This is a genomic window from Mycobacterium sp. (genome assembly GCF_040509115.1).
Classification (GTDB): Bacteria; Actinomycetota; Actinomycetes; order Mycobacteriales; family Mycobacteriaceae; genus Mycobacterium.
Genome location: NZ_JBEVLO010000398.1, coordinates 23388 through 45638 on the forward strand (window position 1 = coordinate 23388; position 22251 = coordinate 45638).

The 22251-nt window shown below is 68.5% G+C and carries 23 protein-coding genes; 9 read left to right on the forward strand and 14 right to left on the reverse strand.

All coding sequences use genetic code 11. The annotated features are described in order from the left end of the window. Positions 1–8: 8 nt before the first annotated feature. A complete protein-coding gene (locus tag ABW137_RS27430; protein WP_526404680.1) occupies positions 9–1157 on the reverse strand; it encodes an alkaline phosphatase family protein in 1149 nt (382 codons plus the stop codon). Positions 1158–1233: 76 nt separating this feature from the next. On the opposite strand from ABW137_RS27430, the gene ABW137_RS27435 reads away from it, so the two are divergent. Continuing rightward, positions 1234–1899 (forward strand): M15 family metallopeptidase, encoded by a 666-nt coding sequence (locus tag ABW137_RS27435; RefSeq protein ID WP_526404640.1) that lies wholly within the window; start codon positions 1234–1236, stop codon positions 1897–1899. Between the two features lie 79 nt (positions 1900–1978). On the opposite strand, the gene ABW137_RS27440 is transcribed toward ABW137_RS27435, so the two are convergent. The 3 genes from ABW137_RS27440 to ABW137_RS27450 all read right to left on the reverse strand — a co-directional run bounded on the left by ABW137_RS27440 (position 1979) and on the right by ABW137_RS27450 (position 3617). After that, positions 1979–2434: a QcrA and Rieske domain-containing protein gene (locus tag ABW137_RS27440; RefSeq protein ID WP_526404642.1), complete on the reverse strand. Its 456-nt coding sequence runs from the start codon at positions 2432–2434 to the stop codon at positions 1979–1981. Positions 2435–2563: 129 nt separating this feature from the next. Next, on the reverse strand, positions 2564–3124 hold the full coding sequence (locus ABW137_RS27445; protein WP_526404644.1) for a DUF6529 family protein: 561 nt from the start codon (positions 3122–3124) through the stop codon (positions 2564–2566). After that, a complete protein-coding gene (locus tag ABW137_RS27450; RefSeq protein WP_526404646.1) occupies positions 3111–3617 on the reverse strand; it encodes a hypothetical protein in 507 nt (168 codons plus the stop codon). Before ABW137_RS27450 ends, ABW137_RS27445 begins: the two co-directional genes overlap by 14 nt. 256 nt (positions 3618–3873) lie before the next feature. On the opposite strand from ABW137_RS27450, the gene ABW137_RS27455 reads away from it, so the two are divergent. Continuing rightward, on the forward strand, positions 3874–5205 hold the full coding sequence (locus ABW137_RS27455) for an acyltransferase family protein (RefSeq protein ID WP_526404648.1): 1332 nt from the start codon (positions 3874–3876) through the stop codon (positions 5203–5205). A gap of 107 nt (positions 5206–5312) precedes the next feature. Then, a complete protein-coding gene (locus ABW137_RS27460) occupies positions 5313–6008 on the forward strand; it encodes an Rv0518 family GDSL lipase (RefSeq protein ID WP_526404650.1) in 696 nt (231 codons plus the stop codon). A gap of 7 nt (positions 6009–6015) precedes the next feature. On the opposite strand, the gene upp is transcribed toward ABW137_RS27460, so the two are convergent. The 6 genes from upp to ABW137_RS27490 form a co-directional block, all read right to left on the reverse strand. Continuing rightward, positions 6016–6645 carry a uracil phosphoribosyltransferase gene (gene upp / locus ABW137_RS27465; RefSeq protein WP_526404652.1) on the reverse strand — a complete coding sequence of 210 codons (630 nt, stop codon included), beginning with the start codon at positions 6643–6645 and terminating at the stop codon, positions 6016–6018. A gap of 23 nt (positions 6646–6668) precedes the next feature. Next, a complete protein-coding gene (locus ABW137_RS27470; protein ID WP_526404654.1) occupies positions 6669–7928 on the reverse strand; it encodes a DUF1688 family protein in 1260 nt (419 codons plus the stop codon). Then, the gene (locus ABW137_RS27475) at positions 7925–9220 is read right to left on the reverse strand and encodes a GTP cyclohydrolase II (protein ID WP_526404656.1); all 1296 of its coding nucleotides are present in this window, start codon (positions 9218–9220) and stop codon (positions 7925–7927) included. The genes ABW137_RS27470 and ABW137_RS27475 overlap by 4 nt, the downstream gene beginning before the upstream one ends. 90 nt (positions 9221–9310) lie before the next feature. Beyond that, complete coding sequence (locus ABW137_RS27480) at positions 9311–9715, reverse strand: VOC family protein (protein WP_526404657.1); 405 nt, start codon at positions 9713–9715, stop codon at positions 9311–9313. After that, positions 9712–10320, reverse strand: a complete 609-nt coding sequence (locus ABW137_RS27485; protein ID WP_526404659.1) for a methyltransferase domain-containing protein — start codon at positions 10318–10320, stop codon at positions 9712–9714. The genes ABW137_RS27480 and ABW137_RS27485 overlap by 4 nt, the downstream gene beginning before the upstream one ends. An 8-nt stretch (positions 10321–10328) precedes the next feature. Then, positions 10329–10634 carry a hypothetical protein gene (locus ABW137_RS27490; protein ID WP_526404661.1) on the reverse strand — a complete coding sequence of 102 codons (306 nt, stop codon included), beginning with the start codon at positions 10632–10634 and terminating at the stop codon, positions 10329–10331. A 10-nt stretch (positions 10635–10644) separates the two neighbouring features. Between ABW137_RS27490 and ABW137_RS27495 the strand changes: the two genes are divergently transcribed. After that, positions 10645–11211 carry a M15 family metallopeptidase gene (locus ABW137_RS27495; RefSeq protein WP_526404663.1) on the forward strand — a complete coding sequence of 189 codons (567 nt, stop codon included), beginning with the start codon at positions 10645–10647 and terminating at the stop codon, positions 11209–11211. Positions 11212–11302: 91 nt separating this feature from the next. On the opposite strand, the gene katG is transcribed toward ABW137_RS27495, so the two are convergent. Further along, positions 11303–13546, reverse strand: coding sequence for a catalase/peroxidase HPI (gene katG, locus ABW137_RS27500; RefSeq protein ID WP_526404665.1), 2244 nt, complete (start codon positions 13544–13546; stop codon positions 11303–11305). A 49-nt stretch (positions 13547–13595) separates the two neighbouring features. Then, a complete protein-coding gene (locus ABW137_RS27505) occupies positions 13596–14048 on the reverse strand; it encodes a Fur family transcriptional regulator (protein WP_526404667.1) in 453 nt (150 codons plus the stop codon). 205 nt (positions 14049–14253) lie between these two features. Here ABW137_RS27505 and ABW137_RS27510 point away from each other — a divergent pair, with 205 nt between their 5' ends. The 4 genes from ABW137_RS27510 to ABW137_RS27525 are packed head-to-tail and all read left to right on the forward strand — an operon-like array spanning position 14254 to position 17857. Beyond that, positions 14254–15237: a hypothetical protein gene (locus ABW137_RS27510; protein WP_526404669.1), complete on the forward strand. Its 984-nt coding sequence runs from the start codon at positions 14254–14256 to the stop codon at positions 15235–15237. A 56-nt stretch (positions 15238–15293) separates the two neighbouring features. Further along, entirely contained in the window at positions 15294–16118 is an 825-nt protein-coding gene (locus ABW137_RS27515; protein ID WP_526404671.1) for an alpha/beta fold hydrolase, read from the forward strand. A 6-nt stretch (positions 16119–16124) separates the two neighbouring features. Continuing rightward, positions 16125–16913 (forward strand): GNAT family N-acetyltransferase, encoded by a 789-nt coding sequence (locus tag ABW137_RS27520; RefSeq protein WP_526404673.1) that lies wholly within the window; start codon positions 16125–16127, stop codon positions 16911–16913. Then, entirely contained in the window at positions 16910–17857 is a 948-nt protein-coding gene (locus tag ABW137_RS27525) for an o-succinylbenzoate synthase (protein WP_526404674.1), read from the forward strand. The genes ABW137_RS27520 and ABW137_RS27525 overlap by 4 nt, the downstream gene beginning before the upstream one ends. A 10-nt stretch (positions 17858–17867) precedes the next feature. Here the strand turns inward: ABW137_RS27525 and ABW137_RS27530 are convergent, their stop codons facing one another. Continuing rightward, positions 17868–18509: a cutinase family protein gene (locus tag ABW137_RS27530; protein ID WP_526404682.1), complete on the reverse strand. Its 642-nt coding sequence runs from the start codon at positions 18507–18509 to the stop codon at positions 17868–17870. A 216-nt stretch (positions 18510–18725) separates the two neighbouring features. Between ABW137_RS27530 and ABW137_RS27535 the strand changes: the two genes are divergently transcribed. After that, complete coding sequence (locus ABW137_RS27535; RefSeq protein ID WP_526404676.1) at positions 18726–20024, forward strand: ABC transporter permease; 1299 nt, start codon at positions 18726–18728, stop codon at positions 20022–20024. 85 nt (positions 20025–20109) lie between these two features. Here ABW137_RS27535 and ABW137_RS27540 read toward each other — a convergent pair whose 3' ends face one another. Further along, positions 20110–22044 carry an acetate--CoA ligase gene (locus ABW137_RS27540; protein WP_526404684.1) on the reverse strand — a complete coding sequence of 645 codons (1935 nt, stop codon included), beginning with the start codon at positions 22042–22044 and terminating at the stop codon, positions 20110–20112. Positions 22045–22251: the final 207 nt, after the last annotated feature.

The following is a 22251-nucleotide window of genomic DNA, read 5'->3' on the forward strand; positions in this document are numbered from 1 at the left end:
CGAAGACGTTAACCGTAGGCGAGCAGCAGCGGCACGTACTGCTCGGCGGAGGTGAGCGAACCGTGGTGTCCGACGAGTGCCGATTCCATCGGTTCCAGCGTCCGCCGCACCATGGCGGCGGTGCCGCGAGCTGCGGCGACCACGTCGCCGATGCGGTCGCGAACGTCGCCGTCGATCCGCGCGCCGAACCAGCCTGCCGCGATGGCCTCGTCCCGCGACACCACCCACGCCCGGTCGCCGAGCCTGGCCCGCCACGCGGCGAGCACGGACGCCGCCGCACCCGGCTCGACGTACACGTGGCGCGCCCGCGCTTCTCCGCCGATGGCCGCGACCCCGTCGCGCAGGGTGGCGTCGTCGTCCACGTCCACCCGGTCCTCGGGTGCGACGGTCACCATGCCGTGATCGGCGACGACCGCGAGCAGGCCGCCCGGAGGCAGGGCTTCGATCACCGACTCGACCAACGTGTCGACCTGCCGTAGTTGCAGGCGCCACGCCAGCGAACCCGGGCCATGGAGGTGACCGAGCAGGTCGAGGTCGCCGTGATAGCCGTAGCAGAACCCGCCGCTCGCGATCGCCCCGGCGACTCCGGCGCCGAGGTCGCCGAGGCCATGGACGCCGACGTAGCGGGCGCCCCTGAGCACCGCCCTCGTCATCCCCGAGCCGGCGAACTGGGCCTTGGAGACGACGCTCACCGCGACGCCAGCCGAGGCCGCCCGCTCGAACGTGGTCGCCATCGGTTGCACGCTCTCCGGTGGCAGCGCATCGCGCAGGTCTTCGCCCTTCGGATGGGGTCGCCACTGAAGGGCGTTGATCACCCCCGCCTCCGGCAACCGGAAGGTGTAGCCCACCATGCCGTGTTCGCCGCTGCGGCAGCCGGTCCCGATCGCTGCGAGCCCGGCCGCCGTGGTCGAGGGGAATCCGACGCTGAGGGACGGGCCGCGCAGTGCGGCCAGAGTGGGGGCGTCGTTGGCGTGGGCGTCGAGCAGCTCGGCGCCGAGGCCGTCGATCAGCAGTACGCAGGCGCCTGCCAGGCCGTCCCGCAGGGAGATCGGGGCTGCGGTCGAGGCCTCGAATCCGGGTGCGCCGAGCGCGGCCAGCACCGAGGGCACCACGTCGGCCAGGTGCGGGAGGCCAGGGTCCGGGCGCGGGAGGTCCACGTCAGCAGAGCCTGCCATACCGCCGTTCGTGGGCTCCGGGGCGCGGTCGGCGCCAGCTGGCGAATACGCTCTCGTCATGTACTCGGGGGTGAGCGGTCCGGTTGTCGCCGCCCTCCTGACGTGCGTGGCACTGACCGGCTGCCACTCCACGGGGTCCGTCGGCACGGGGTCCGTCGGTGCCCCGACTGTCATCCCGGGCGACGCCGTGGCGCCGTTGGGAATCGGCCCTGCGGCGACGGCGGCGACCTTCGCCACCAGCCCCGCCGACACCGACGACGAATTGACGATCGGGCCCGGTGCGGTGGACACCGTCGGCGGCTCGATTCCCGACGGTCAGACCGTCTCGGCGTTCGACGTCGCCAACCCGATCGTTGGATTGCTCGATCCCTTGCTGCTCAAGGCAATTCAGGATGCGACGCAGGCTGCCGCTGCCGATGGAGTCGACGTGCGACTCACCTCGGGGTGGCGGTCGAAGGGTTTCCAGCAGCGGCTTTTCGACGACGCGGTGACGACGTACGGCAGTGTCGACGTTGCCCGGCAGTTCGTGGCGTCGCCCGAGGTGTCGAACCACGTGCTCGGGAGGGCCGTCGACGTAGGCCCGACGGCGGCCGACGAGTGGCTGATGCGCAACGGCGCACGGTTCGGTCTTTGTCAGATCTACGCCAACGAGATCTGGCACTTCGAGCTCGCCGTGGACGGCCAGGGCGTCTGCCCGCCGTTGCGGCCGAATGCCGCGGGCTGACTTCACGTCGCGAACGGGTGACATGCCGCCAATCTGGCTGCGCGGCAACCTGTGATCACACCGTGGCGCGGCCGAGGAGTCAGCCGCTGACGATCGAATCTCCTTGCACGGAGACGGGTTTGGCCTCCAACGGCGTGGTCGCCGGGCCCTGGGCCACGGTTCCGTCGAGGTTGAACTTGCTGCCGTGGCACGGACAGACGATCTTGCCGTCCGTCACCTCGGAGACGTCGCAGCCCTTGTGGGTGCACACCGCGGAGAAACCGCTGAACGTGCCCGCCGTCGGCTGGGTGATGACGGTGTCCCCGACGATCACCCCCGACCCGACGGGTACGTCCGCCGTCGCGACGAGCGCCCCGCTGGGCGCCGCGGAGGCGCCGGAGGTGGCAGGGCCCGCGGCCGGGGTACTCGGGGCGGGGGACTCGGCCTCCGGCTTCTTTCCGTACGTACTGCACGCTGCCACCAGGGCGGCGAGCACGCCGAGTCCGGCGCCGGCGACGACCGTCCTTCGGGGTTGACGAATGTCGGTGATGCGCATGGCAAGATCCTTCGGGCTGTGAGGACGCGGGCCGGCCGTGCGGGGCTGTGCACGGCCGTCCCCGAATTGTGGACCCACATCCGAGCGGGGGAACCGGAATGTGGGAGAAAGCGAGTTGGGTGGATCGACCTAGAGCGTGATGCCGCTGGTTTGGAAGAACCAGAACGACGACGTCAGCCAGATGAAGACCAACCCGAAGAACACCAATCCACCGGCGATCGGGATCACCCAACCTGGCAAACCCCTGCGGGTCAGCAACAACATCTTGGCGACGAACGCCCCGTAGAAGAAGCAGCCGAACAGCGAGTGGAACAGCACCCGGGTGTCCGTCGCCTGGAAGCCGAGGGCGTACAGACAGTGCACCGCGACCGGCACGCTCGCCAGGACGGCGAGCCGCCCCGACCACACGTGCGCCACCGCCATCCAGGACGGCGTCCGCCCGGGAAACAGGCCGTACATGGCGAACGCCGAGGCGAACTGGAACACGGCCAACGCGACCGCCACGGTCGCCACCCACGTCTTCGCCGCCGTGCCACTGGAGAAACCGGCCACGTTGACCGAGAAGAACTGCGGCTCGTGCACCTTGCCGAACACGCCGAGGCCGACGGCCACCAGCGCGCCGACCACGACGGCGACCGCAATGCGGATGCCACCGGTGGTGGCCACCGGCCTCGTCTCAAGCGATGCCATCGTTGCCCGCCCAGGCCGGAGGTGTTGCGACGGGAGCCGCGGTGAAGTCCCATTTCTTCTCGCCGATCCACAGCGTCCCGACCACCGAGGCACCGTCGAGCCTGCCCTCGAGACGGCCGGTGCCGTCCGCGCTCGACAACGACAGCGCGCCGTCCCTGGCGGGGCCCCTCAGCCACGACTCCAAGTCGTATCCGTCACAGGCATAGGCGACGGCCTCGGCACCGTCGACGGCGATCTGAAGCGTGATCGTCCCGGATCGGGTGGGTATGTCGCCCTCGTAGTTCGCCTTCGCGGGGAAGGCAACGGGCGGCGGAGTAGTGGTGGGTGCGGGCGTGTTCGGCGGCGCAGGCGCCGCAAGCGTCGTCGACTGGACGACGGGCGCAGGTGGCGCCGCGTCGTTCTCCTGCGAGACGTTCGCCAACCAGAGCCCGCCACCCAATGCGGCGACCGCTGCCAGTGAAATCAGTGGGCCACGAATCTTGTTCTCTTGCATGAAGAGAGCATGGGCCGGATGCCACCCCCACCGCATGAAGAAAGGGTGGAGGTTGCGTGGAGATCGTCGGCCGGTCCGACCCGATCACTAGCGACGCACAGAAACCAATCGCGACGGGCGACACGGTTCCACGGGCGTGCCGACGGCCGGGACACGCTGCTACCCTGCCAAAGGCCGGTCGCAGGTCACCAACCGCACGGCGGCGGGAACGCAGGCGGCGCGGACCACCCGCGAAACGAGCAAGTCGAGTCACGGAATGAGTGTTGTGCGCACCGGAGAGATCAAGGCCCTATCCGGGTTGCGCATCGTTGCCGCGCTCTGGGTGGTGCTGTTCCACTTCCGGCCGATGCTCGAGACGGCTTCTCCACCCCTCTACGAATCCCTGCAGCCGATCCTCGATTGTGGCGCGCAGGGCGTCGACCTGTTCTTCATCCTCAGCGGCTTCGTGTTGACCTGGAACTACCTGGAGCGGATGGGCGACAAGTTCTCGATCAGGGCGACGATGCACTTCCTGTGGCTCAGGTTGGCCAGGGTGTGGCCGATCTACGTCGTGACCTTGCACCTCGCGGCGCTGTGGATCATCTTCACCCTCAACGTCGGCGACTTCCCGTCGCCGGAGGTCGTCAACCTGAACGCGATCAGCTACCTGAGGCAGCTGCTCATGGTGCAGCTGTGGTTCGAGCCGTTCTTCGACGGCACCAGCTGGGACGGACCCGCCTGGTCGATCAGCGCGGAGTGGCTGGCGTACCTCGTGTTCGGGCTCCTGGTTCTGGTGATCTTCCGGATCGAGCGGGCAACGCGGGCCAGGGGCCTGCTGGTGCTCGCCTTCGCGGCGACGTTGCCGCCGGTGCTTCTGCTGGTCGCCTCGGGGAGCTTCTACACGCCGTGGAGCTGGTTGCCGCGCATCGTGCTGCAGTTCACCGCGGGCGCGTTGGCGTGCGCTGCGGTGCGCAAGCTGCGGCCCACCGACCGCGCCCGGCGCAGGGCCGGCTACGCCTCGGTGGTGTTGATCGCGGTCATCGTCGGCGCGCTGTACTACTTCCACGCCAATCCGCTGCCCACCATCCGCGACGGCTTCGGACTGGTCGACGTGTTGTTCATGCCGCTGGTGGTGGCGCTGGCGATCGGCTCTGGCACGCTGCCTGCGCTGCTGTCGACCCGGTTCCTCGTCTACGGCGGACACGTCTCGTTCGCGTTGTACATGGTGCACGAGATCGTGCACCAGGCGTGGATCTGGGTGATGGCCCAGTACCGGATCGTGCTGGAGCCGAGCATCGCGGCCAAGGCGATCTACGTCGGGCTGATCGCGCTGTCCTTCGTGCTGGCGATCGTGCTGTTCCACCTCGTGGAGGAACCGGCCCGCAAGTGGATGCGCAGAATGGTCGACGATCCGCGCAACCGAGCGGATGTCGCAGCCGGTACCGTCGCTGGCACGGAAGCGGCCGGCGGTGGCGCCGTCGAAGACGTCAGCACGCAAGAGCCGCATCCAAGGATCGACGTCGATCCACCGGTCGCCGATGACGTCGCACCGCCCAACGGGAACCTCGCGCCGCTACACGGCCCGGGGCGCAAGGCGCGCGCTGGCTGAGCGCAGCGGCGCGTGACCTCGGCCTTCGCGGGTCCGACTACTCTTGAGCGCGCCCCAATGAGCAAGGGCGAGAGGCCAGTTGATGATCAAGGACGGGAGAGGTAGTCGTGGGGCGTGTCGTCACGTTGATCATGTCGGCGGCTCTGGTTCTCGCCTTGGCGGTCAACGCGACCCCCGAGCGGGCCGTGATGTACGTCCCCGCGACGGTGGACACCCCCGTGCTCCGCGTCGCGGTGATCGGTGATTCGTACACCAACGGCACGGCCATCGGTGGGCAGGGCAGGAACGCCTGGCCGGTCCGGGCCTGGCAGACGCTGGCGCGTCAGGGAATGTCGGTCACCGGTGACGTGGCGGCCGAGGGCAAGGCGGGCTACGGGGTCCGTGGCGATCAGGGAAGTCTGTTCTACGACCTGACGGCCAGGGCGGTCCGGCCAGACGATGCCGTGGTGGTCTTCTACGGCTCGCGCAACGATCAGGACGTCGACCCTGGCGTGCTGGGGTCGATGGTGCACGATGCGCTGGCGTTGGCGCACACCATGGCGCCGAGGGCGCGGTTGCTGGTGATCGGAACGCCATGGCCCACGGCCGACGTGCCTCCGTCGGTGCTGCGGGTCCGGGACGTGCTCGGGTTCCAGTCGTTCATCGTCGGCGCCACCTTCATCGATCCCATCGCCGCGGGCTGGTTCGTCGACCGGCCGGACCTGATCGGCCCCGACGGCGTGCATCCGACGGACGCCGGCCACGCCTACATGGCGGACCGGATCGCCCCACTGATCGGCGCGGAGCTGCCGCGTCGGGTCTGACGGCCCGCTACTTGGTGCCGAAGATCCGGTCGCCGGCGTCGCCGAGGCCAGGAAGGATGTAGCCGTGTTCGTCGAGCTGCCGGTCGACGGCGGCCGTGTAGATCGGCACGTCGGGATGCGCCTCCCGCATGGCCGCCACGCCTTCGGGACACGTCAGCAGGCAGACGAACTTGATGGACTTCGGGCCGCACTCCTTGAGCCGGTCCACGGCGGCCACCGCGGAGTTGCCGGTAGCGAGCATGGGGTCGACGACCACCACGTCGCGCTCTTGCAACTCGCCGGGCATCTTGAAGTAGTACTCGATTGCGACGAGGGTCTTGGGATCGCGGTATAGCCCGACGTGGCCAACGCGCGCGCCGGGCACCACGCTCAGCATTCCATCGAGGATGCCGGTGCCCGCCCGCAGAATCGAGACGAAGACCAGTTTCTTGCCGTCGATGACCTGACCCGTCATCGCCTCCATGGGGGTATCGATCTCGATGTCGTGCAACGGGATGTCACGAAGCACCTCGTAGGCCATCAGCGCCGAGATCTCGTTGACCAGCCGGCGAAAGCTGTTGGTGGAGGCCTCCTTGCGGCGCAACAGCGTCAACTTGTGCTGTACCAGCGGGTGATCGACGAGATGTACCTCGTGCATGGTCCCTCTCTCTGAAGCCATCCCTAGAACACCGTGCCGTCACTGACGATGACCAATGGCGGCAACCCGCCGCGCAGGCGCTGCGCCAGCGCGCGACCGGCAGCCCACGTGCCCCCTTCGAGGACGCATGCCAACGGCATCCGCACCGCGTCGGTACCGAGAAGAGTCCGCACCATCGGGGCCATCTCGTCGATCAGCGCCACCGTCAGCGCCCGCCACTCGACCACCAGCTCGTCGCCCACCGCCCATGCGCTCCGGACCCATCCGGGGTCGCGCAGCCGCAGCGCACCCGAGTCCAGCAGGAGACCGCCGTTGCGGTACTCCGGCAGCGCGGTCAACGCGTCGAGCCCGCCGACGCGCACGCCGCCCCATTCGAATGGCTCGAGCAGAGAATAGGTGAGCCACTGGGACAGCTTGTGGAACGGCATCCAACCCTGCGTGAGACCGGACCCTGGCACCGCCTCGTGCCGCCAGCAGTCGCCGAGCCGCTCGCTGGTGGAGATCACGTTGTCCGCCAGCCAGATCCCCGACAACGAGGTCAGCAGCACGGACAGGATGTCGTGCGCCGAGATCGCGGAAGGGCGGGGCTGGGGGAGCAGCCGATCGAAGATCCCGCCGGGCCGGCCCAGCGGTCCGAACGTCTCCGGTTGGGCGGTCATCGACTCACCGAGGCGGTGCAGCAGCGCCGCCCGGCCCTCGAGGCCGACCAGGGGATTGTCCGGTCCGTCCTGGAACGCCGCGGTCAGTCTCTCCACCGACACGTCGCGCAGCCCCTGGGCGTCGACTCTCAGCGGAGCGCCAGGATCGCTGGAGAACACCCCGTCCATGAACGCGTTCCACGTAGCGACGCCAAGCCCCTCGGACCTGGCGAAACGCTGACCGCTGGCCGACTCGTCGTAGCTCCAATCCGGGCCCGCACCCGCGTCGAGCAGCACGCTGACCACCGTCAGGTCGATCATTGCGCGGGCCCGCGCCGCCGGGTTGAGAGCCGCCAGCCGCACGTCGAACTCGGCCTTTCGGTCTACTCCGCCCGCCTCGAAGTGCCGCCAGCGACTGTGAAACGGGATGTTCAGATCGGGATAGCGCGACCTCGTCACCTCGACGACCTCGGTCACCGCGAGCTGCAACGACGGTTCGTGCACCTCGAACCACGGCGAGTCACCCGCGCGCGCCCGGGCCAGCAGGAACGCCGCACGTTCCCGGATGGCGGCAGTGCTGCGCAGGACCGCCGCGGCACCATCGCTCCGATCGGTGTCCGGAGCGGGGGAGGTATCCAGGCTCATCCGCCCAACCCGCGGCCCTTCGCCTTCCTGAGCTCCTCGTCGCCGGGCACCGGGCCCGGGGTGAAGTACCCCGCGGCCATCTTGGCGTCGATCTCGACGCGGGCGTCGGCGGGCACCAGATCGTCGGGGATGTTGACCCGCTCGCCGACCTCGATGCCGGAACCCGTGATCGCGTCGTACTTCATGTTGCTCATCGAGACGAGGCGGTGGATCTTGCGGACGCCGAGCCAGTGCAGTACGTCGGGCATCAGCTCTTGAAAGCGCATGTCCTGCACACCTGCCACGCATTCGGTGCGCGCGAAGTACTGATCGGCGGTGTCGCCGCCGACCTGGCGCTTGCGTGCGTTGTAGACCAGGAACTTGGTCACCTCACCCAGCGCGCGGCCCTCCTTGCGGGAGTAGGCGACCAGCCCGACCCCGCCGCGTTGCGCGCCCAGGATGCACTCCTCGATCGCATGCGTGAGATAGGGCCTGCACGTGCAAATGTCGGAGCCGAACACATCGGAGCCGTTGCACTCGTCGTGCACCCGAGCGGTCAGCTCCACCGAGGGATCGGCGAGGTCGCGGCTGTCGCCGAAGACGTACACGGTTTGGCCGCCGATCGGCGGCAGGAACACCTCGAGGTCCGAGCGCGTGACGAGCTCCGGGTACATGCCCCCGGTCTCCTCGAACAGCACCCGGCGAAGATCGGTTTCGCTGCAGTTGAAGCGTTGCGCCACCCCGGGCAGGTACCAGACGGGCTCGATGGCGGCCTTGGTGACCAGCGCGGCACCGCTGGCCAACAGGATGCGGCCGTCGGGAACAAGGCGACCCTTCTGCACCGCCTCGACCACCTCGGGCAGCATCACGTGCGCCTTGGTGACGGCGATGGTCGGACGCATGTCGTGGCCGGCAGCCAACTCCTCGGCGAACACCTCGGCGACCATGGCGCCCCACGGATCGAGGCTGACGATCTTGCCGGGCTCGCTCCACTGCGGATACGGCCCGACGACGTCGGTGGGGGCCGTGTTCGTCAGGTCGGCCCTGTGCTCCCGCGACAGCGCACCCGACGCGACGGCGAGAGCCCGGTAGACGCTGTAGGAGCCGCTGTGCGTGCCGATGACGTTGCGGTTGCCCCGACTGGTGGTGGTGCCGATCACGGGCCCGCGTTCGGTGGCCGTCGGCGCGTCCCAGCGGATCTTCAACGCGCCCACACCACCGCTATGCGAGGTCAGCCGAATGTGGCCAGCCCCGGACTTCGACTTTGCTTGCTCCGGCGCGGCGTGGGGTTCGGTAGTGGGTTCGGCAACCATGGTCGCTCCTGTTTTCGTGGGTCGTGCGCCGGTGACTCCCCAAGGGCAGCAAGCTTAGCGACTCGCCGGAGACGACGCCGCCCGCCGACGCTAGGCCCCGAGCGTGGTCAGACAGAAGGGGTGGCCCGCCGGATCCAGGAACACCCGCCACAGGTCCGGGGCGGGCTGGTGCTCGGCAAGGCGGGCACCTACGGACAGCGCGCGCTCGGCGGCGCGGTCGAGGTCGGTGACGGAGATGTCGAAGTGCATCTGCTGCAGCTGCCCCGGCTGAGGCCAGCTCGGCGCCACATAGCCGTCCACCCGCATCATCGCGAGCGTGTGGGTGCCGTCGGACACCGCCACGATCCGGCCGTCGGGCGTCTCGACGATCCGCTGCATGCCGAGGAGTTCGGCGTAGAAGTCCGCGAGTTCGCCAGGGTCGGAGCAGTCGATGCTGACGGACCCGATGTGCAGCTCCACGGTGCCCTCTGACCCGTCGTCTGCGTTGGTGGTCACGACGACGACCCTGCCATGGGCGTCCGCCGGTGGACCGATACCGCATAGCGACCCCCGTCGTACGGTTCGCGGTCCCAGGTGGCCCATCGGTGCACCAGCTCCAACCCGGCCGCCGCGGCGAGCCGGTCGTACTCGTCGAGCTGCAGCCGGCGGGGGCGGATCGAGAAGCCGGCCACCAGCAAGCCCTCGTCGGCGAGCCGGTCGGAAAGGTGTCGCAGCACCAGCGATTCGCTGCCGGGTTCGAGCATGATCATCACGTTTCCCGCCAGCAGCACGGCGTCGTACGTGTCGTCGAGGTGGGATCCCAGCGCGCTCAGGTCGGCTCGTATCCAGGCGACCTCGGACTCCTTGGCGCGCGCAGCGTCGAGCATTGCGGCGTCCGCGTCGACCCCCACGACCGCATACCCGCGGCGTGCCAACTCGATGGCGACGCGTCCCGTGCCGCACCCGGCGTCGAGCACGCGGTGGCGATCCGACGCCCGCAGCAGCGCGTCGACGAGTTCGGCTTCGCCGTGGACGTCGGCGCCGAACTCTGCGAGCCTGGCCCAGCGCGCGTCGTAGTCGGCGCCGCGAGGCGCATCCGTGTTCTGCCACCTGGTGCCCATTCGCGCCATCATCGCAGACCGCCGTCACGTGTACCGTTGAGTTGCGCGGGCTGATGCGCGGCCCGTGAAACATGGCTCTGGCAAACGACATTCGGCGGGAAGCGGAATTCGGCGATGCGATCGGGTCGCAGACCGGCACCTGCGAAACGCACGACCACGGTGATCGCGGCGGCGACTGCGGCCATCGCCTCCGTCGTGCAGTGCGCGGCGCCGACGACGGTGACTCCGTCCGCCCCGCCCACCTCGACCACGTCGTCGAGGTCCGTGCTGGCCCCGACCAGCACCGGGCCGACCACCACCGGGCCGACCAGCACCACCTCACCTGTGCCAGGCCCCGCCGCCACCGTGAACCCGGTCACCGCCGCAGAACTCGGAGCGACGTGGCGGCCCGGCTGCCCGGTGTCGCCGGAACGCCTGCGCCGCGTCGGGCTGACCTTCCTCGGCTTCGACGGTCGATCGCATCGCGGTGACCTCGTCGTCGACGAGGCCTTGGTGCCGGAGGTCATCGCGATCTTCGAGCAGCTGCACCGGCTGAGGTTTCCCATCGAGAAGATGCGCACCGTCGACGCCTACCCCGGTGCCTCCGACGAAACCTCGATGCGCGACAACAACACCTCGGCGTTCAACTGCAGGCCGCTTCCTGGCAGCGATCGGTGGTCGCTGCACGCGTTGGGCCGGGCGATCGATCTCAACCCCTTGCTCAACCCGTTCGTCGATCGTCGTGGCAGCATCCAGCCGGGCACCGCGGGGCCGTACCTCGATCGCACGCGCACCGACCAGGGGCTGATCCACGCCGACGACCCCGTCGTTCGAGCCTTCACCGACCGCGGCTGGCGGTGGGGCGGGTACTGGCGCACGCCAAAGGACTATCAGCACTTCGAGAAGCGCTGAGACGCCGAGCAGTCCAAAACGGAAACACCCCGCGGACCAGAGGGTCCGCGGGGTGTGTTCCCGTGGGCTGCAGAGAGCTTCTAGGCAGCTCCTAGGTGAGGTCGAACCGGTCGATGTTGACGACCTTGACCCATGCCGCCACGAAGTCCTCGACGAACTTGGCCTGATTGTCGTCCTGGGCGTACACCTCGGCCACGGCACGGAGCACCGAGTTCGAGCCGAACACCAGGTCGTTGGCGGTGGCCGTCCACTTGGGCTCGCCCGTCTTGCGGTCGACGCCGTCGTAGACGTTCTCGCCAGTGGCCGACGACTTCCACTTCGTGTCCATGTCGAGCAGGTTCACGAAGAAGTCGTTGCTCAGGACGCCCGGACGCGTGGTGAACACGCCGTGCTTGGTACCGCCATGATTGGCGCCCAGCGCACGCAATCCGCCGATCAGCGCCGTCAGCTCCGGTGCGGTGAGGTCCAGGAAGTAGGCCTTCTCGACCAACTGCTTCTCAAGGGGTTCCTTCTCACCGGGTCGGACGTAGTTGCGGAACCCGTCGGCCCGCGGCTCCAGCACGGCGAAGGACTCCACGTCGGTCTGCTCCTGCGTGGCGTCGGTACGGCCCGGCGCGAACGGCACCTCGATGTCGAAACCGCCGTCCTTGGCGGCCTTTTCGATCGCGACGGAGCCGGCCAGCACGACCAGGTCGGCCAGCGAGATCTTCTTGCCACCGGATGCCGAGGCATTGAAGTCCTGCTGGATCTTCTCCAACGCGGGCAGCACCCTGGCAAGCTCGGAGGGCTCGTTGACCTCCCAGCTGCGCTGCGGTTCCAGGCGCAGCCGGGCGCCGTTCGCGCCGCCACGCTTGTCGGTACTGCGGAAGCTGGACGCCGCCGCCCACGCGGTCTTGACCAACGTCGGCACCGATAGACCCGAGTCGAGCACCTTGGCCTTGAGCGTGGCGAGATCTTCGGCGTCGACCAGGGCGTGATCGACGGCAGGGACCGGGTCCTGCCACAACTGCGGCTCGGCGATCCACGGACCCAGGTACCGCGTGATCGGGCCGAGATCGCGGTGCAGCAGTTTGTACCAGGCTTTGGCGAACGCCGCGTTCATCTCCTCGGGGTGGTCCAGCCAGCGACGGGTGATCTCGCCGTAGATCGGATCCACGCGCATCGAGAGGTCGGTGACCAGCATCGTGGGCTTGCGCGGCGGGCCGCCGAACGGGTCGGGGATGGTGGCCTCGGCGTCCTTGGCCTCGAACTGCCATGCGCCACCGGGGCTCTTGGTCAGCTCCCACTCGTTGCCGTAGAGGATTTCGAGGTAGCCGTTGCTCCACTGCGTCGGCGTTCCGGTCCACACGACCTCGAGACCGCTGGTGATCGTGTCTCCCGCGTTGCCGGAACCGAAGGGGCACTTCCAGCCGAGGCCCTGCTGCTCGATGGGCGCGCCCTCGGGCTCGGGGCCGACGTTGTCCGCGCTGGCGCCGTGCGTCTTGCCAAGCGTGTGACCGCCGACGATCAGGGCAGCGGTCTCCTCGTCGTTCATCGCCATCCGGCCGAAGGTCTCGCGGATGTCGTGGGCCGCCGCCAGCGGATCCGGCTTGCCTTCTGGGCCTTCGGGATTCACGTAGATCAGGCCCATGGTGGTGGCGCCGAAGGGCTCCCCGAGGGTGCGGTCGCCGTCATTGGTGCCGTTGTAGCGCTTGTCGGTGCCCAGCCAGGTGTCCTCCTGGCCGTAGAGGATCTCTTCCGGTTCCCAGATGTCCGGGCGACCGAAACCGAAGCCGAAGGTCTCGAACCCCGCCGATTCCAGCGCGCAGTTACCCGCGAAGACCAGCAGGTCGGCCCAGGAGATCTTGTTGCCGTACTTCTTCTTGACCGGCCACAGCAGCCTGCGTGCCTTGTCGAGGTTCGCGTTGTCGGGCCAGCTGTTCAGCGGGGCGAAGCGCTGCGAGCCCTGGCCGCCGCCGCCACGGCCGTCGTAGATCCGGTAGGTGCCGGCGGCGTGCCAGCTCATCCGGATGAAGAGTCCGGCGTAGCTGCCGTAGTCGGCGGGCCACCAGTCCTGCGAGTCGGTCATCAGCGCGATGACGTCGGCCTTCAGCGCTTCGGCGTCGAGCTTGGCGAATTCCTTGCCGTAGTCGAACTCGCCGCCGAGCGGGTTGCCCTTGGCAGGCTGCTTGTGCAGCACCGAGACGTCGACCTGCTCCGGCCACCAGTCTTGGTTGGTCAGCGGCGCGTGACCCTTCGGGTGCGGAGAGTCGATTGCCGGATTCTCCGACTCGCTGCCGTTCTCCGGTGTGGTATCGGGCTTGGGGGGGCGGGCGTCGGACGTATCAGAGGACACGAACATTCCTTTCATCATGTGGGTGATGGGGCTGCGATCTCGGGTGTGATCAGGAACTTCGAGCGGTTCGAGCAGTGGAGCAATCAGGGCAGGAGCCCCAATAGATGACCTCGGCCTCGTCGATCGAGAATCCGTCGAGAACGCCGTCCTCGTCGAACGGCGTCAGGCAGGGCGCCTCACCGACCGCACAGTCGACGTCGGCGATCACACCGCACGTCCGGCATACGACGTGGTGGTGGTTGTCGCCGACACGCGACTCATAACGGGCGACTGAGCCGGATGGCTGGATCCGGCGCACCAGCCCGACGGCGGTCAGCGCTGCCAGGACGTCGTACACGGTCTGCCGAGAAACCTCTGGTAGGCCGGTGCGCACCGAGTCGAAGATGGTCTCCGTGTCGGCATGCGGATGGTCGTAAACGGCCTCCAGAACGGCGACCCTTGGCCGAGTCACGCGGAGGTCCGCCAGCCTCAGCTGGTCCGCGTAGTCCGACGACGAGGTCACCGGTCCACTATGCCGCCCTTTTCTGGAATCAGTCAAGACTTGGTGGCGCCATCGGCGCGTCGGACCGCCTCAGCCACCTCCGATCGTCGCGAGGTTCCGATGGCCAGCTCTACCGCGGCGTCCGAAGCTCTTGACGGCCAAGCAAATTAGCTCAATCGCCGAATTGGCGACCCGGTCGGTGTGTCGAGCGCGCTAACATTGTCGCGTGACGCTCCGGGACGTGAACGTCGAATACGGATTCGACGACCCCGACGACGGGTGGTTCGGCTGGGCGCAGCCCGTGGACCTACACCCTTCCCTCGTCGACCCCTCCCTCGTCGACCCCTCCCTCGTCGACCCCTCCCTCGTCGAAGCGTCCACCGTCGAAGCATCCGGCAGTGCCGAGTACGACGCCCAGGCGCAGTCCGCAGTCCCGGCGTACGACCCGATGCCGGTCTATGAGACCGCGGCGCCAAGCTACGAGACCCCGCCCGTCTACGAGCCGGCGGCGCTGCCCGACGAAACGGCGGCTCCCGACGCCGAGTACCTGCCTCCCGACGAGGCCGCCGACACCGACAGGTGGCACGTCCGCGACCTCGAGACCGCGATGGCCGCTCATACCCCCGCCGTCGCGGCGTTGACGACCCGGGCGCCTGCCAACGGGCGTGCCGGTACGCCGTCGAGCACGTGGGAATCCCGGTTGTCGCAGAGCGGCGCATGGGACTTCAAGGTCTCCGACCCGCATCCGGGCAACCGCTCCAAACTCGTCCTGATCACTTTGATCGCCGTCGCGGTGATCGGCGCAGTCGTGGCGCTAGTGGTGTTCCTGACTGGGGACTCCGCATCGGACCAGGACGCTCCACGCGTCGCGCCGAGCGGACCGACCGCCGAGCCGGTCCAGCCCACGCCCAAGCCTGTTCCGTCGGCCTCGAGTCGCGCTCCGGCGCCCCCGCCAGCGCCGGCGCCCCCTCCGCTGCCTCCGCCTCCTCCGCCGCCATCGGCCGAGCAGGTGTCTCCACCCGTCACCCGGCAGTACTCACCGCCGCAGCGGCAGTACACCCCGGAGGTGCCGAAGAAGCCCGAGATCGGCGTGACGCGGACCCCGACCACGCGGGCTCCGATGAGTGCGACGCCGCCGCCACCCCCGCGGCCGGACCGCAACTCCGCGACCCCCGGCGATTCGCCGAAGGGCGGCGGCTGGGGCTGGTGACGCCTTGATGCGTCGCCGTTGGCGCCGCACCTCCCTCGACATGAAGGGTTCCAACGATGGGGTTTGTCACCACTGCCGACGGTATCGAGATCTTCTACAAGGACTGGGGCAGTGGGCAGCCCATCGTGTTCAGCCACGGATGGCCGCTGTCGGGTGACGACTGGGACAACCAGATGTTGTTCTTCCTGGCTCAGGGCTACCGGGTGATCGCCCCCGACCGGCGGGGCCACGGACGTTCGACGCAGACCGGCGACGGTCACGACATGGACCACTACGCCGACGACCTGCTGGCCGTCGTCGAACATCTGGACCTGCACGACGCCATTCACGTCGGGCACTCGACCGGCGGTGGCGAGGTGGCCCACTACATCGCCCGTCACGGCGAGAGCCGGGTCGCCAAGGGCGCGCTGATCAGTGCGGTGCCACCGCTGATGGTGCAGACCGACGGCAACCCCGAGGGTCTGCCGAAATCGGTGTTCGACGACCTGCAGGCGCAACTGGCGGCCAACCGCTCGGAGTTCTACCGCGCGCTGCCGTCTGGCCCGTTCTACGGATTCAACCGACCGGGTGTCGAGTCGTCCGAGGCCATCATCGAGAACTGGTGGCGTCAGGGGATGATGGGCGGCGCCAAGGCGCACTACGACGGAATCGTGGCGTTCTCGCAAACCGACTTCACCGAGGATCTGAAGAAGATCACGGTGCCGGTGCTGGTTCTGCATAGCGAGGACGACCAGATCGTGCCGTACGTGGCGGCGGGTCCGAAGTCGGCAGAGCTACTTCAGAATGGGACCTTGATCACCTACAAGGACTTCCCCCACGGGATGCCCACCACCCACGCCGACACGATCAACGCCGACCTGTTGGCCTTCATCAAGGACTAGACCGCGATGCTGCCGCTGGGGTGGGCCACTGACGTCGCGGTGCTCCAGCACATGGGCTCGATCGTCGAAGACCGTGGCGATCATCTCGTGGTCCGCACCCCGTCGAATCCCGAGTTCCATTGGGGCAACTGCATATTCGTCACCGACGCCGATGCGGTGGACGATGCGCAGCGGTGGACCGAGGTGTTCGAGAGGTCCGTTCCCGGAGCGGGGTGGATCGCGATCGGGCTGGTGCGTTCGCCCACCGACGAGAGCGCCTGGGTGCGGCGTGGGTTCGAGATCGGGCTCGACGAAGTGCTCGCGACGTCGACGATGCCGCGGCAGACGCCGCCACCCGTGGGGTACGAGGTTAGGCCGCTGGCCGGGACGGACTGGGAGCAACTCGTGTCGCGGGCGATCACCGAGAACGATAGAACGACGGGGGAGGACCCTCGGACCTTCGAGCAGTTCACCCGGGCCAGAGCGCAGGCACAGCGGGAGCTGGCCGAGCGCGGCGACGCCGCATTCGTTGGCGCGTTCTTCGACGAGCGACTGGTCGCCGAATTGGGCATCGTCGACTGCGGCGGGACGGCGCGGTATCAGCACGTCGGTACCGCGTTCGAGCACCGGGGCCGAGGCATCGCGTCGCATCTGCTCGGCGTCGCGGCCGGGTGGGCCGCGCAGCGTGGTTGCACGCAGTGGGTAATCGTCACCGAGTCGACGAATCCCGCGGGGCGCGTCTACCGCCGAGCCGGATTCGAGCTCGTCGCCCCCAGCGTGGAGGCCTACCGACCACCTGCCTCGGACGTCTCGTGAAGGCGCTCGTCGACCTCGACGGTGCGTTGGTCTTCGGCATCCCGACCCGGGGTGGGGAGGGTGTGCGCGAGGGAATGCTGATCGAGGGTCCGCAGGGGTGGGGCGAGTTCAGCCCGCCGCCATCGTGCGATGACCGCGATCTCGGGCGGTGGCTGACGGCGGCGATCGAACCGGGGACCGTCGGTTGGCCCGACCCGGTGCGAGGACGGGTTCCGGTCTCGGTCGCGGTAGGCCCGGTGGATCCGGTCGTCGCAGGCGCTCTCGTCGGCGAATCCGGTTGCCGCACCGCTGAGGTTGCGGTCGCTCGGAGCGCCGGGTCCCTCGCCGACGACGTGGCCAGGGTCGAGGCGGTTCGCGATGCACTGGGTCCTGACGGCTCGATCCGGTGTCACGCCGCAGGAGCGTGGGACGTCGACAGCGCGGTGACGGCCATCGCCGCGCTGGCGAAGGCGGCAGGGGAGCTCGAATACGTGGAGGCGCCCTGCCGCACCGCCGAGGAACTGGTGGCCGTGCGTCGCCGGGTCGACGTGCGCATCGCTGCCGACGTGGGGGTGGCCCTCAGCGCGGAGGCCGCCGACGTCGCCGTGTTGGTGTGCGGGCCGCTGGGCGGCGTCCGGCGGGCCCTTCGGCTCGCGGAGTCGTCCGGCCTGACGTGCGTGGTGTCGTCCGCCATGGAGACGAGCATCGGCCTCGCGGCGGGATTGGCCCTGGCCGGTGTTCTTCCCGAATTGCCCTTCGCCTGCGGGCTGGGGACCAGACCGCTGCTCGGCGGTGACGTCGTCGCCGAATCGCGGTCGCTGATTCCGGTGGCAGGCTACCTGCCGGTTGCGCCGATGCCTGCCTCACCCGATCAGGTTCTGGTGCAACGCTTTTCGCTCGCCGACAGCGCCAAGGTCGCGTGGTGGCGGGAGCGGTTACGGGCGGCGGCCGGGTCGGCGGGGTGACCGGTCAACGTCAGAGGTGGTTGTCGACGATCCATTGGGCGGCCTTCTTGACCAGTCCCGATTTCTGGTAGGCGATGTGCGAGTCGAAGTCCTTGCCGAGTGAGCAGATCGGGTCGTTCGTGTTGCACATGTCGGCGGTCCTGGCGCCGAAGGTGGGACTGAGCGTCGTCAGCGGTTGTCCGAGCCGCGCCGAGGGGTTGCCGAAGACGGCGATGGCGTTGACCCGCGGTGCGACCGCAGCGGGCATCGGCTTGGTGAATCCGAGGCCTGCGATGGGGGAGGTCGCGATGATGTCGATGACCGCCGCGCCCTGCGAATAGCCGCCGAGCACGATCTTGGTCTTCTTGCAGTTCGCCGCGGTGGCCTGCACGCGGGCGCTGGCGTCGTCGGCTCCGGCGGCCGCGGCCAGGAAGTCCCACGAGGCGGGGTACTTCACGGCGTAGGGCCGGATCTCCTTGCCCTTGAGCAGACCGCGCAGCGAGTCGACGAACGCCTGGCCGACCACCCCGATGCCGGGTGGCTCGTCGGTGCCCCTGGCGAACACGACCTCGACGTCAGGGCAGTCCGCCGCCGCGGCGCGTGGTGGCGGGGCGACTGCGGTCATGCCCGCTGCCAGGGCGAATGCCGCCAACGCCGATGCCAGTGCGCGCATCGACCGGCCGGCGCGCGGCTGACCCGCAGTGGTACCGAAGGCCTCCACGGCCGCTCCTTGACCTGGTGGGTGAATCAAAGGGTTCAGACCTCTGTACCCAATTATCACTCCCGTCACTCTATTACCAGGGTAGGTGGGCTCCGGCGTGGTCGGCTGAGGCGGACTTCACCCTCGGATTCGAGGTCGCGGGCAGCGCGCGGTGGTTCAGTTAGCGCCATGCACGACGGTGATTCCGCGACGGACATCGCGGCGGTGGACGAGCTGAGGTTTCTCGCCGATTCGCTGCGCCGCGTCGACGCCGCGGTGGCCGCCGCCTACTGGGACGAGCCCGACGCGCTGGCCGGAGTCGTCGCCGACGCGCGAACCGAGCTGGCTGTCGTCGGTGACGTCGTCTCCGGGGACGTGCTACGCGACGCCATCGGCTCGGAAAGCGCCTCGGAAAGCGCGTCGGAGGTCGTCTCGGACAGCGTCTCGGACATCGGCTTGGACATCGCCGCGGCGGCCGCGTCGCCAGAATGGCTGGCCCGCGCCGACGAGCAGGCGCGCGGGATGGCGCTAGTGCAGAGCGCGCCCGCACTCGACGACCAGGCCGCCGCGAACGCCGTCGTCGCGGTCGCCCTCGCCAGGGCGGCGGTGGCCGAGGCGGTACTCGCGGTTGCGCTGGCGCGCAGCGCCGACGTCGTCGGCACGCGTTCGGCGGCGACTCGGCGCCTTTCGATCCTTCGGGTCGCCCCCGTGTCGGGGGTGGGCATGCGGATCCTCGACGAGGTGCGCCACGTCGTCTTCGACTCGCCACGCGCGATCCTGGTCCGGCTGGTGATCACACTCGCAATCAGCTTGTCGCTGGTGAGCGTCTACCACTTCAGCGGCTGGACGAAGTACGACGACGTCAGCCAACTCTCGCTCTACCTGTTCTCGGCGGTCGTCGGCAGCGTGGTGTGCACCAACGCCCTCTGCTTCGAGGCCCAGCGGGTCCGCGACGGCGTCGCAGGCGGGGAACGGATCTGGCGGATCCTGGTGGCCAAGAACCTGGCGATGGCGATGCTGATCACGGTCGCCGCGCTACCCGTCATCGGATTCTTGACGGTCGCCAATGAGGGCAACCCGATCGCGATGATCGATCAGCTGGTGACGATGGTGTTCATCTGGCTTGGTGTGGGCAACGTGCTGTCGGTGTTGTATCCGCTTCGGCACGAACCGATTTCGGCCAGGCTGCGGGATGGAACCTGGAAGCCCTTCCTATTCTCCTTCGCACTGTCCTACGGGGTTGGCCTGACCGTCAACTTGATGATCTTCTGGCGGCTGTGGTCCCGCCAGAAGGCGTCCACCTACCTCGCCGGGGGTGAGTGGGCGGCGTTCGTACTCGTTCTCGCGAGCGCTCTGACGAGCTGGATCCTGCTCACGGTGCTCGCCGTCGCCTGCAGTCGGGAACCTCGGATCCGCCGCGTGCTGTCCCGCGAGATGATCGTCTACCAGAAACCCGTCAAGACGCCCACCCAGAAGCGTCACGCCTGACCGACCGGTGAGTCCATTGGGTGATCACTGCGGACAGTTCGCTCACCCAACTGTGCGTGCCCAGATGGCGGCACGGTCACCATTCTCAGTCACGTCTTTCGTCGGTCTGCGGCGATTGCCTGATCGTCTTCAGTTGTTCGGCCAGCGCGTCGAGCACTGCGGCGTCCTCGATGGTCGATGGCACGGTATATGGCTCGTCGTCGGCGATCTGCCGCATCGTCTTGCGCAGGATCTTGCCGGACCGCGTCTTTGGCAGGGCGGTCACGACGGTCACGTCACGGAAGGTGGCGACCGCGCCGATCTCGTTGCGCACCTTGGCCACCAACTCCGAACGCAGTGTGTTGGGCTCGATCTCGACGCCTGACTTGAGGACGACGTAGCCGCTGGGACGCTGTCCCTTCACCTCGTCGGCGATCCCGATCACCGCGCATTCGGCGACGGCGGGGTGCGCCGCGACCACCGCCTCGATGCTGCCGGTCGAGAGTCGATGGCCCGCGACGTTGATGACGTCGTCGGACCGACCGAGCACGACGACGTAGCCGTCCTCGTCGACGTAGCCGGAGTCGCCGGTGAGGTAGTGCCCGGGAAATGCCGACAGATACGACGTGCGAAAGCGCTCGTCGTCCCGCCAGAGGCCCGTCAGGGTGCCCGGTGGTAGAGGTAAAGCGATCACGATCGTCCCCTCCTGGCCCGGGTCGACCGGATTGCCGGCGGCATCGAGCACCCTTAGCCGGTAACCGGGCACGGGCACCGTCGGCGATCCGGCCTTGATCGGCATCGGTTCCAGGCCGCGGAGGTTTGCCGCTATCGCCCACCCGGTCTCGGTCTGCCACCAGTGGTCAACGACCGGGACGTCGAGCACGGCACTCGCCCATTCGAAGGTGTCCGGGTCGAGCCGCTCGCCGGCTGCGAATAGCGCACGCAGCGAGGATATTTCGTACTTCGCGACCTCGGCCGCATCGGGATCGACCTTGCGGATGGCGCGGATCGCGGTCGGGGCGGTGAACAGCGCGTGTACCCGGTGGTCGGCGATCACCCGCCAGAAGGCGCCCGCGTCCGGCGTGCCGACCGGCTTGCCTTCGTACATCACGGACGTCGCGCCGACGAAAAGCGGTCCGTAGACGATGTACGAGTGCCCAACCACCCAGCCCACGTCCGACGCCGTCCACCAGACATCGCCGGCGCCGATGTCGTAGACATAGCGCATCGACCAGGACAGCGCGACGGCGTGGCCGCCGTTGTCGCGCACCACGCCCTTGGGCTTCCCGGTGGTGCCGGAGGTATAGAGGATGTATAGCGGGTCGGTGGCGGCGACGGTCACCGGCTCGGCAGGTGTCGCGTCCGCGACCAACACGTCCCAATCGAGCCACCCCTCGACGTCGGCAGCCGATCCATCGACCTCGGGCCGGTTCTTCACGATGACCGTTGGTGTCAATGCGGCCAGGTCCACCGCTGCGGCGACGATCGGTACGTACTCGACGGTGCGACCCGGCTCCACACCACCCGATGCGGTGACGATGGCGACCGGTTCGGCGTCGTCGATCCGGGCGGCGAGCTCTCGAGCCGCGAAGCCGCCGAACACCACGGAGTGCACCGCGCCGATCCGCGCGCACGCCAGCATTGCGACTGCGGCCTCCGGGATCATCGGGAGGTATATGACCACTCGGTCTCCCGCGCTCACGCCCTGTGCGGCAAGGACACCGGCGAAGCGCGCCACCTCGTCGAGCAGTTCGGCGTAGGAGATGTGGCGCTGACGGCCGACCATCGCGGAGTCCCAGATCAGTGCGATCCGGTCGCCGTGGCCGGCCGCAACGTGCCGGTCCAGCGCGTTGACCGAACTATTCAAGGACGCGTCGGGAAACCAGCGATAGAACGGTGCCGCGGAGTCGTCCAGGGCTCGAGTCGGTGGAGAAACCCAGTCGACGGCCTTGGCCGCGTCGAGCCAGAAACCCTCGCGATCCTCGACGCTACGGGTGAAGTGTGTCTGGTAGGCGCCCACGGTCGTCTCTCCTTCCACCATCGACGGGTTACGGCCCTCGCGTCCGCTGGTTGTCATGCCGAGCACCTACGCCACACGTCGAGGACGTCTGCTATCGACCTACCGAGGAGGGTTCCCCATCGGGCCTCGTAGAGGTCGGAGTCGATCTCGGCGTCCAGCGGTACCGCGATGCGCGTGAGGCCGGCGCGTCCGGCTGAGGTGAGACCGAGGACGGAATCCTCGATCGCC

Bases quoted from the DNA above. Each gene is read 5' to 3' on its own strand.
- ABW137_RS27445 (WP_526404644.1), bottom strand. From the start codon at position 3,124: ATGGCATCGCTTGAGACGAGGCCGGTGGCCACCACCGGTGGCATCCGC.
- ABW137_RS27515 (WP_526404671.1), top strand. From the start codon at position 15,294: ATGGGGTTTGTCACCACTGCCGACGGTATCGAGATCTTCTACAAGGAC.
- ABW137_RS27435 (WP_526404640.1), top strand. From the start codon at position 1,234: ATGTACTCGGGGGTGAGCGGTCCGGTTGTCGCCGCCCTCCTGACGTGC.
- ABW137_RS27535 (WP_526404676.1), top strand. From the start codon at position 18,726: ATGCACGACGGTGATTCCGCGACGGACATCGCGGCGGTGGACGAGCTG.
- ABW137_RS27455 (WP_526404648.1), top strand. From the start codon at position 3,874: ATGAGTGTTGTGCGCACCGGAGAGATCAAGGCCCTATCCGGGTTGCGC.
- upp (WP_526404652.1), bottom strand. From the start codon at position 6,645: ATGCACGAGGTACATCTCGTCGATCACCCGCTGGTACAGCACAAGTTG.
- ABW137_RS27540 (WP_526404684.1), bottom strand. From the start codon at position 22,044: ATGGTGGAAGGAGAGACGACCGTGGGCGCCTACCAGACACACTTCACC.
- ABW137_RS27450 (WP_526404646.1), bottom strand. From the start codon at position 3,617: ATGCAAGAGAACAAGATTCGTGGCCCACTGATTTCACTGGCAGCGGTC.
- ABW137_RS27520 (WP_526404673.1), top strand. From the start codon at position 16,125: ATGCTGCCGCTGGGGTGGGCCACTGACGTCGCGGTGCTCCAGCACATG.
- ABW137_RS27475 (WP_526404656.1), bottom strand. From the start codon at position 9,220: ATGGTTGCCGAACCCACTACCGAACCCCACGCCGCGCCGGAGCAAGCA.
- ABW137_RS27485 (WP_526404659.1), bottom strand. From the start codon at position 10,320: ATGGGCACCAGGTGGCAGAACACGGATGCGCCTCGCGGCGCCGACTAC.
- ABW137_RS27440 (WP_526404642.1), bottom strand. From the start codon at position 2,434: ATGCGCATCACCGACATTCGTCAACCCCGAAGGACGGTCGTCGCCGGC.
- ABW137_RS27470 (WP_526404654.1), bottom strand. From the start codon at position 7,928: ATGAGCCTGGATACCTCCCCCGCTCCGGACACCGATCGGAGCGATGGT.
- ABW137_RS27530 (WP_526404682.1), bottom strand. From the start codon at position 18,509: ATGCGCGCACTGGCATCGGCGTTGGCGGCATTCGCCCTGGCAGCGGGC.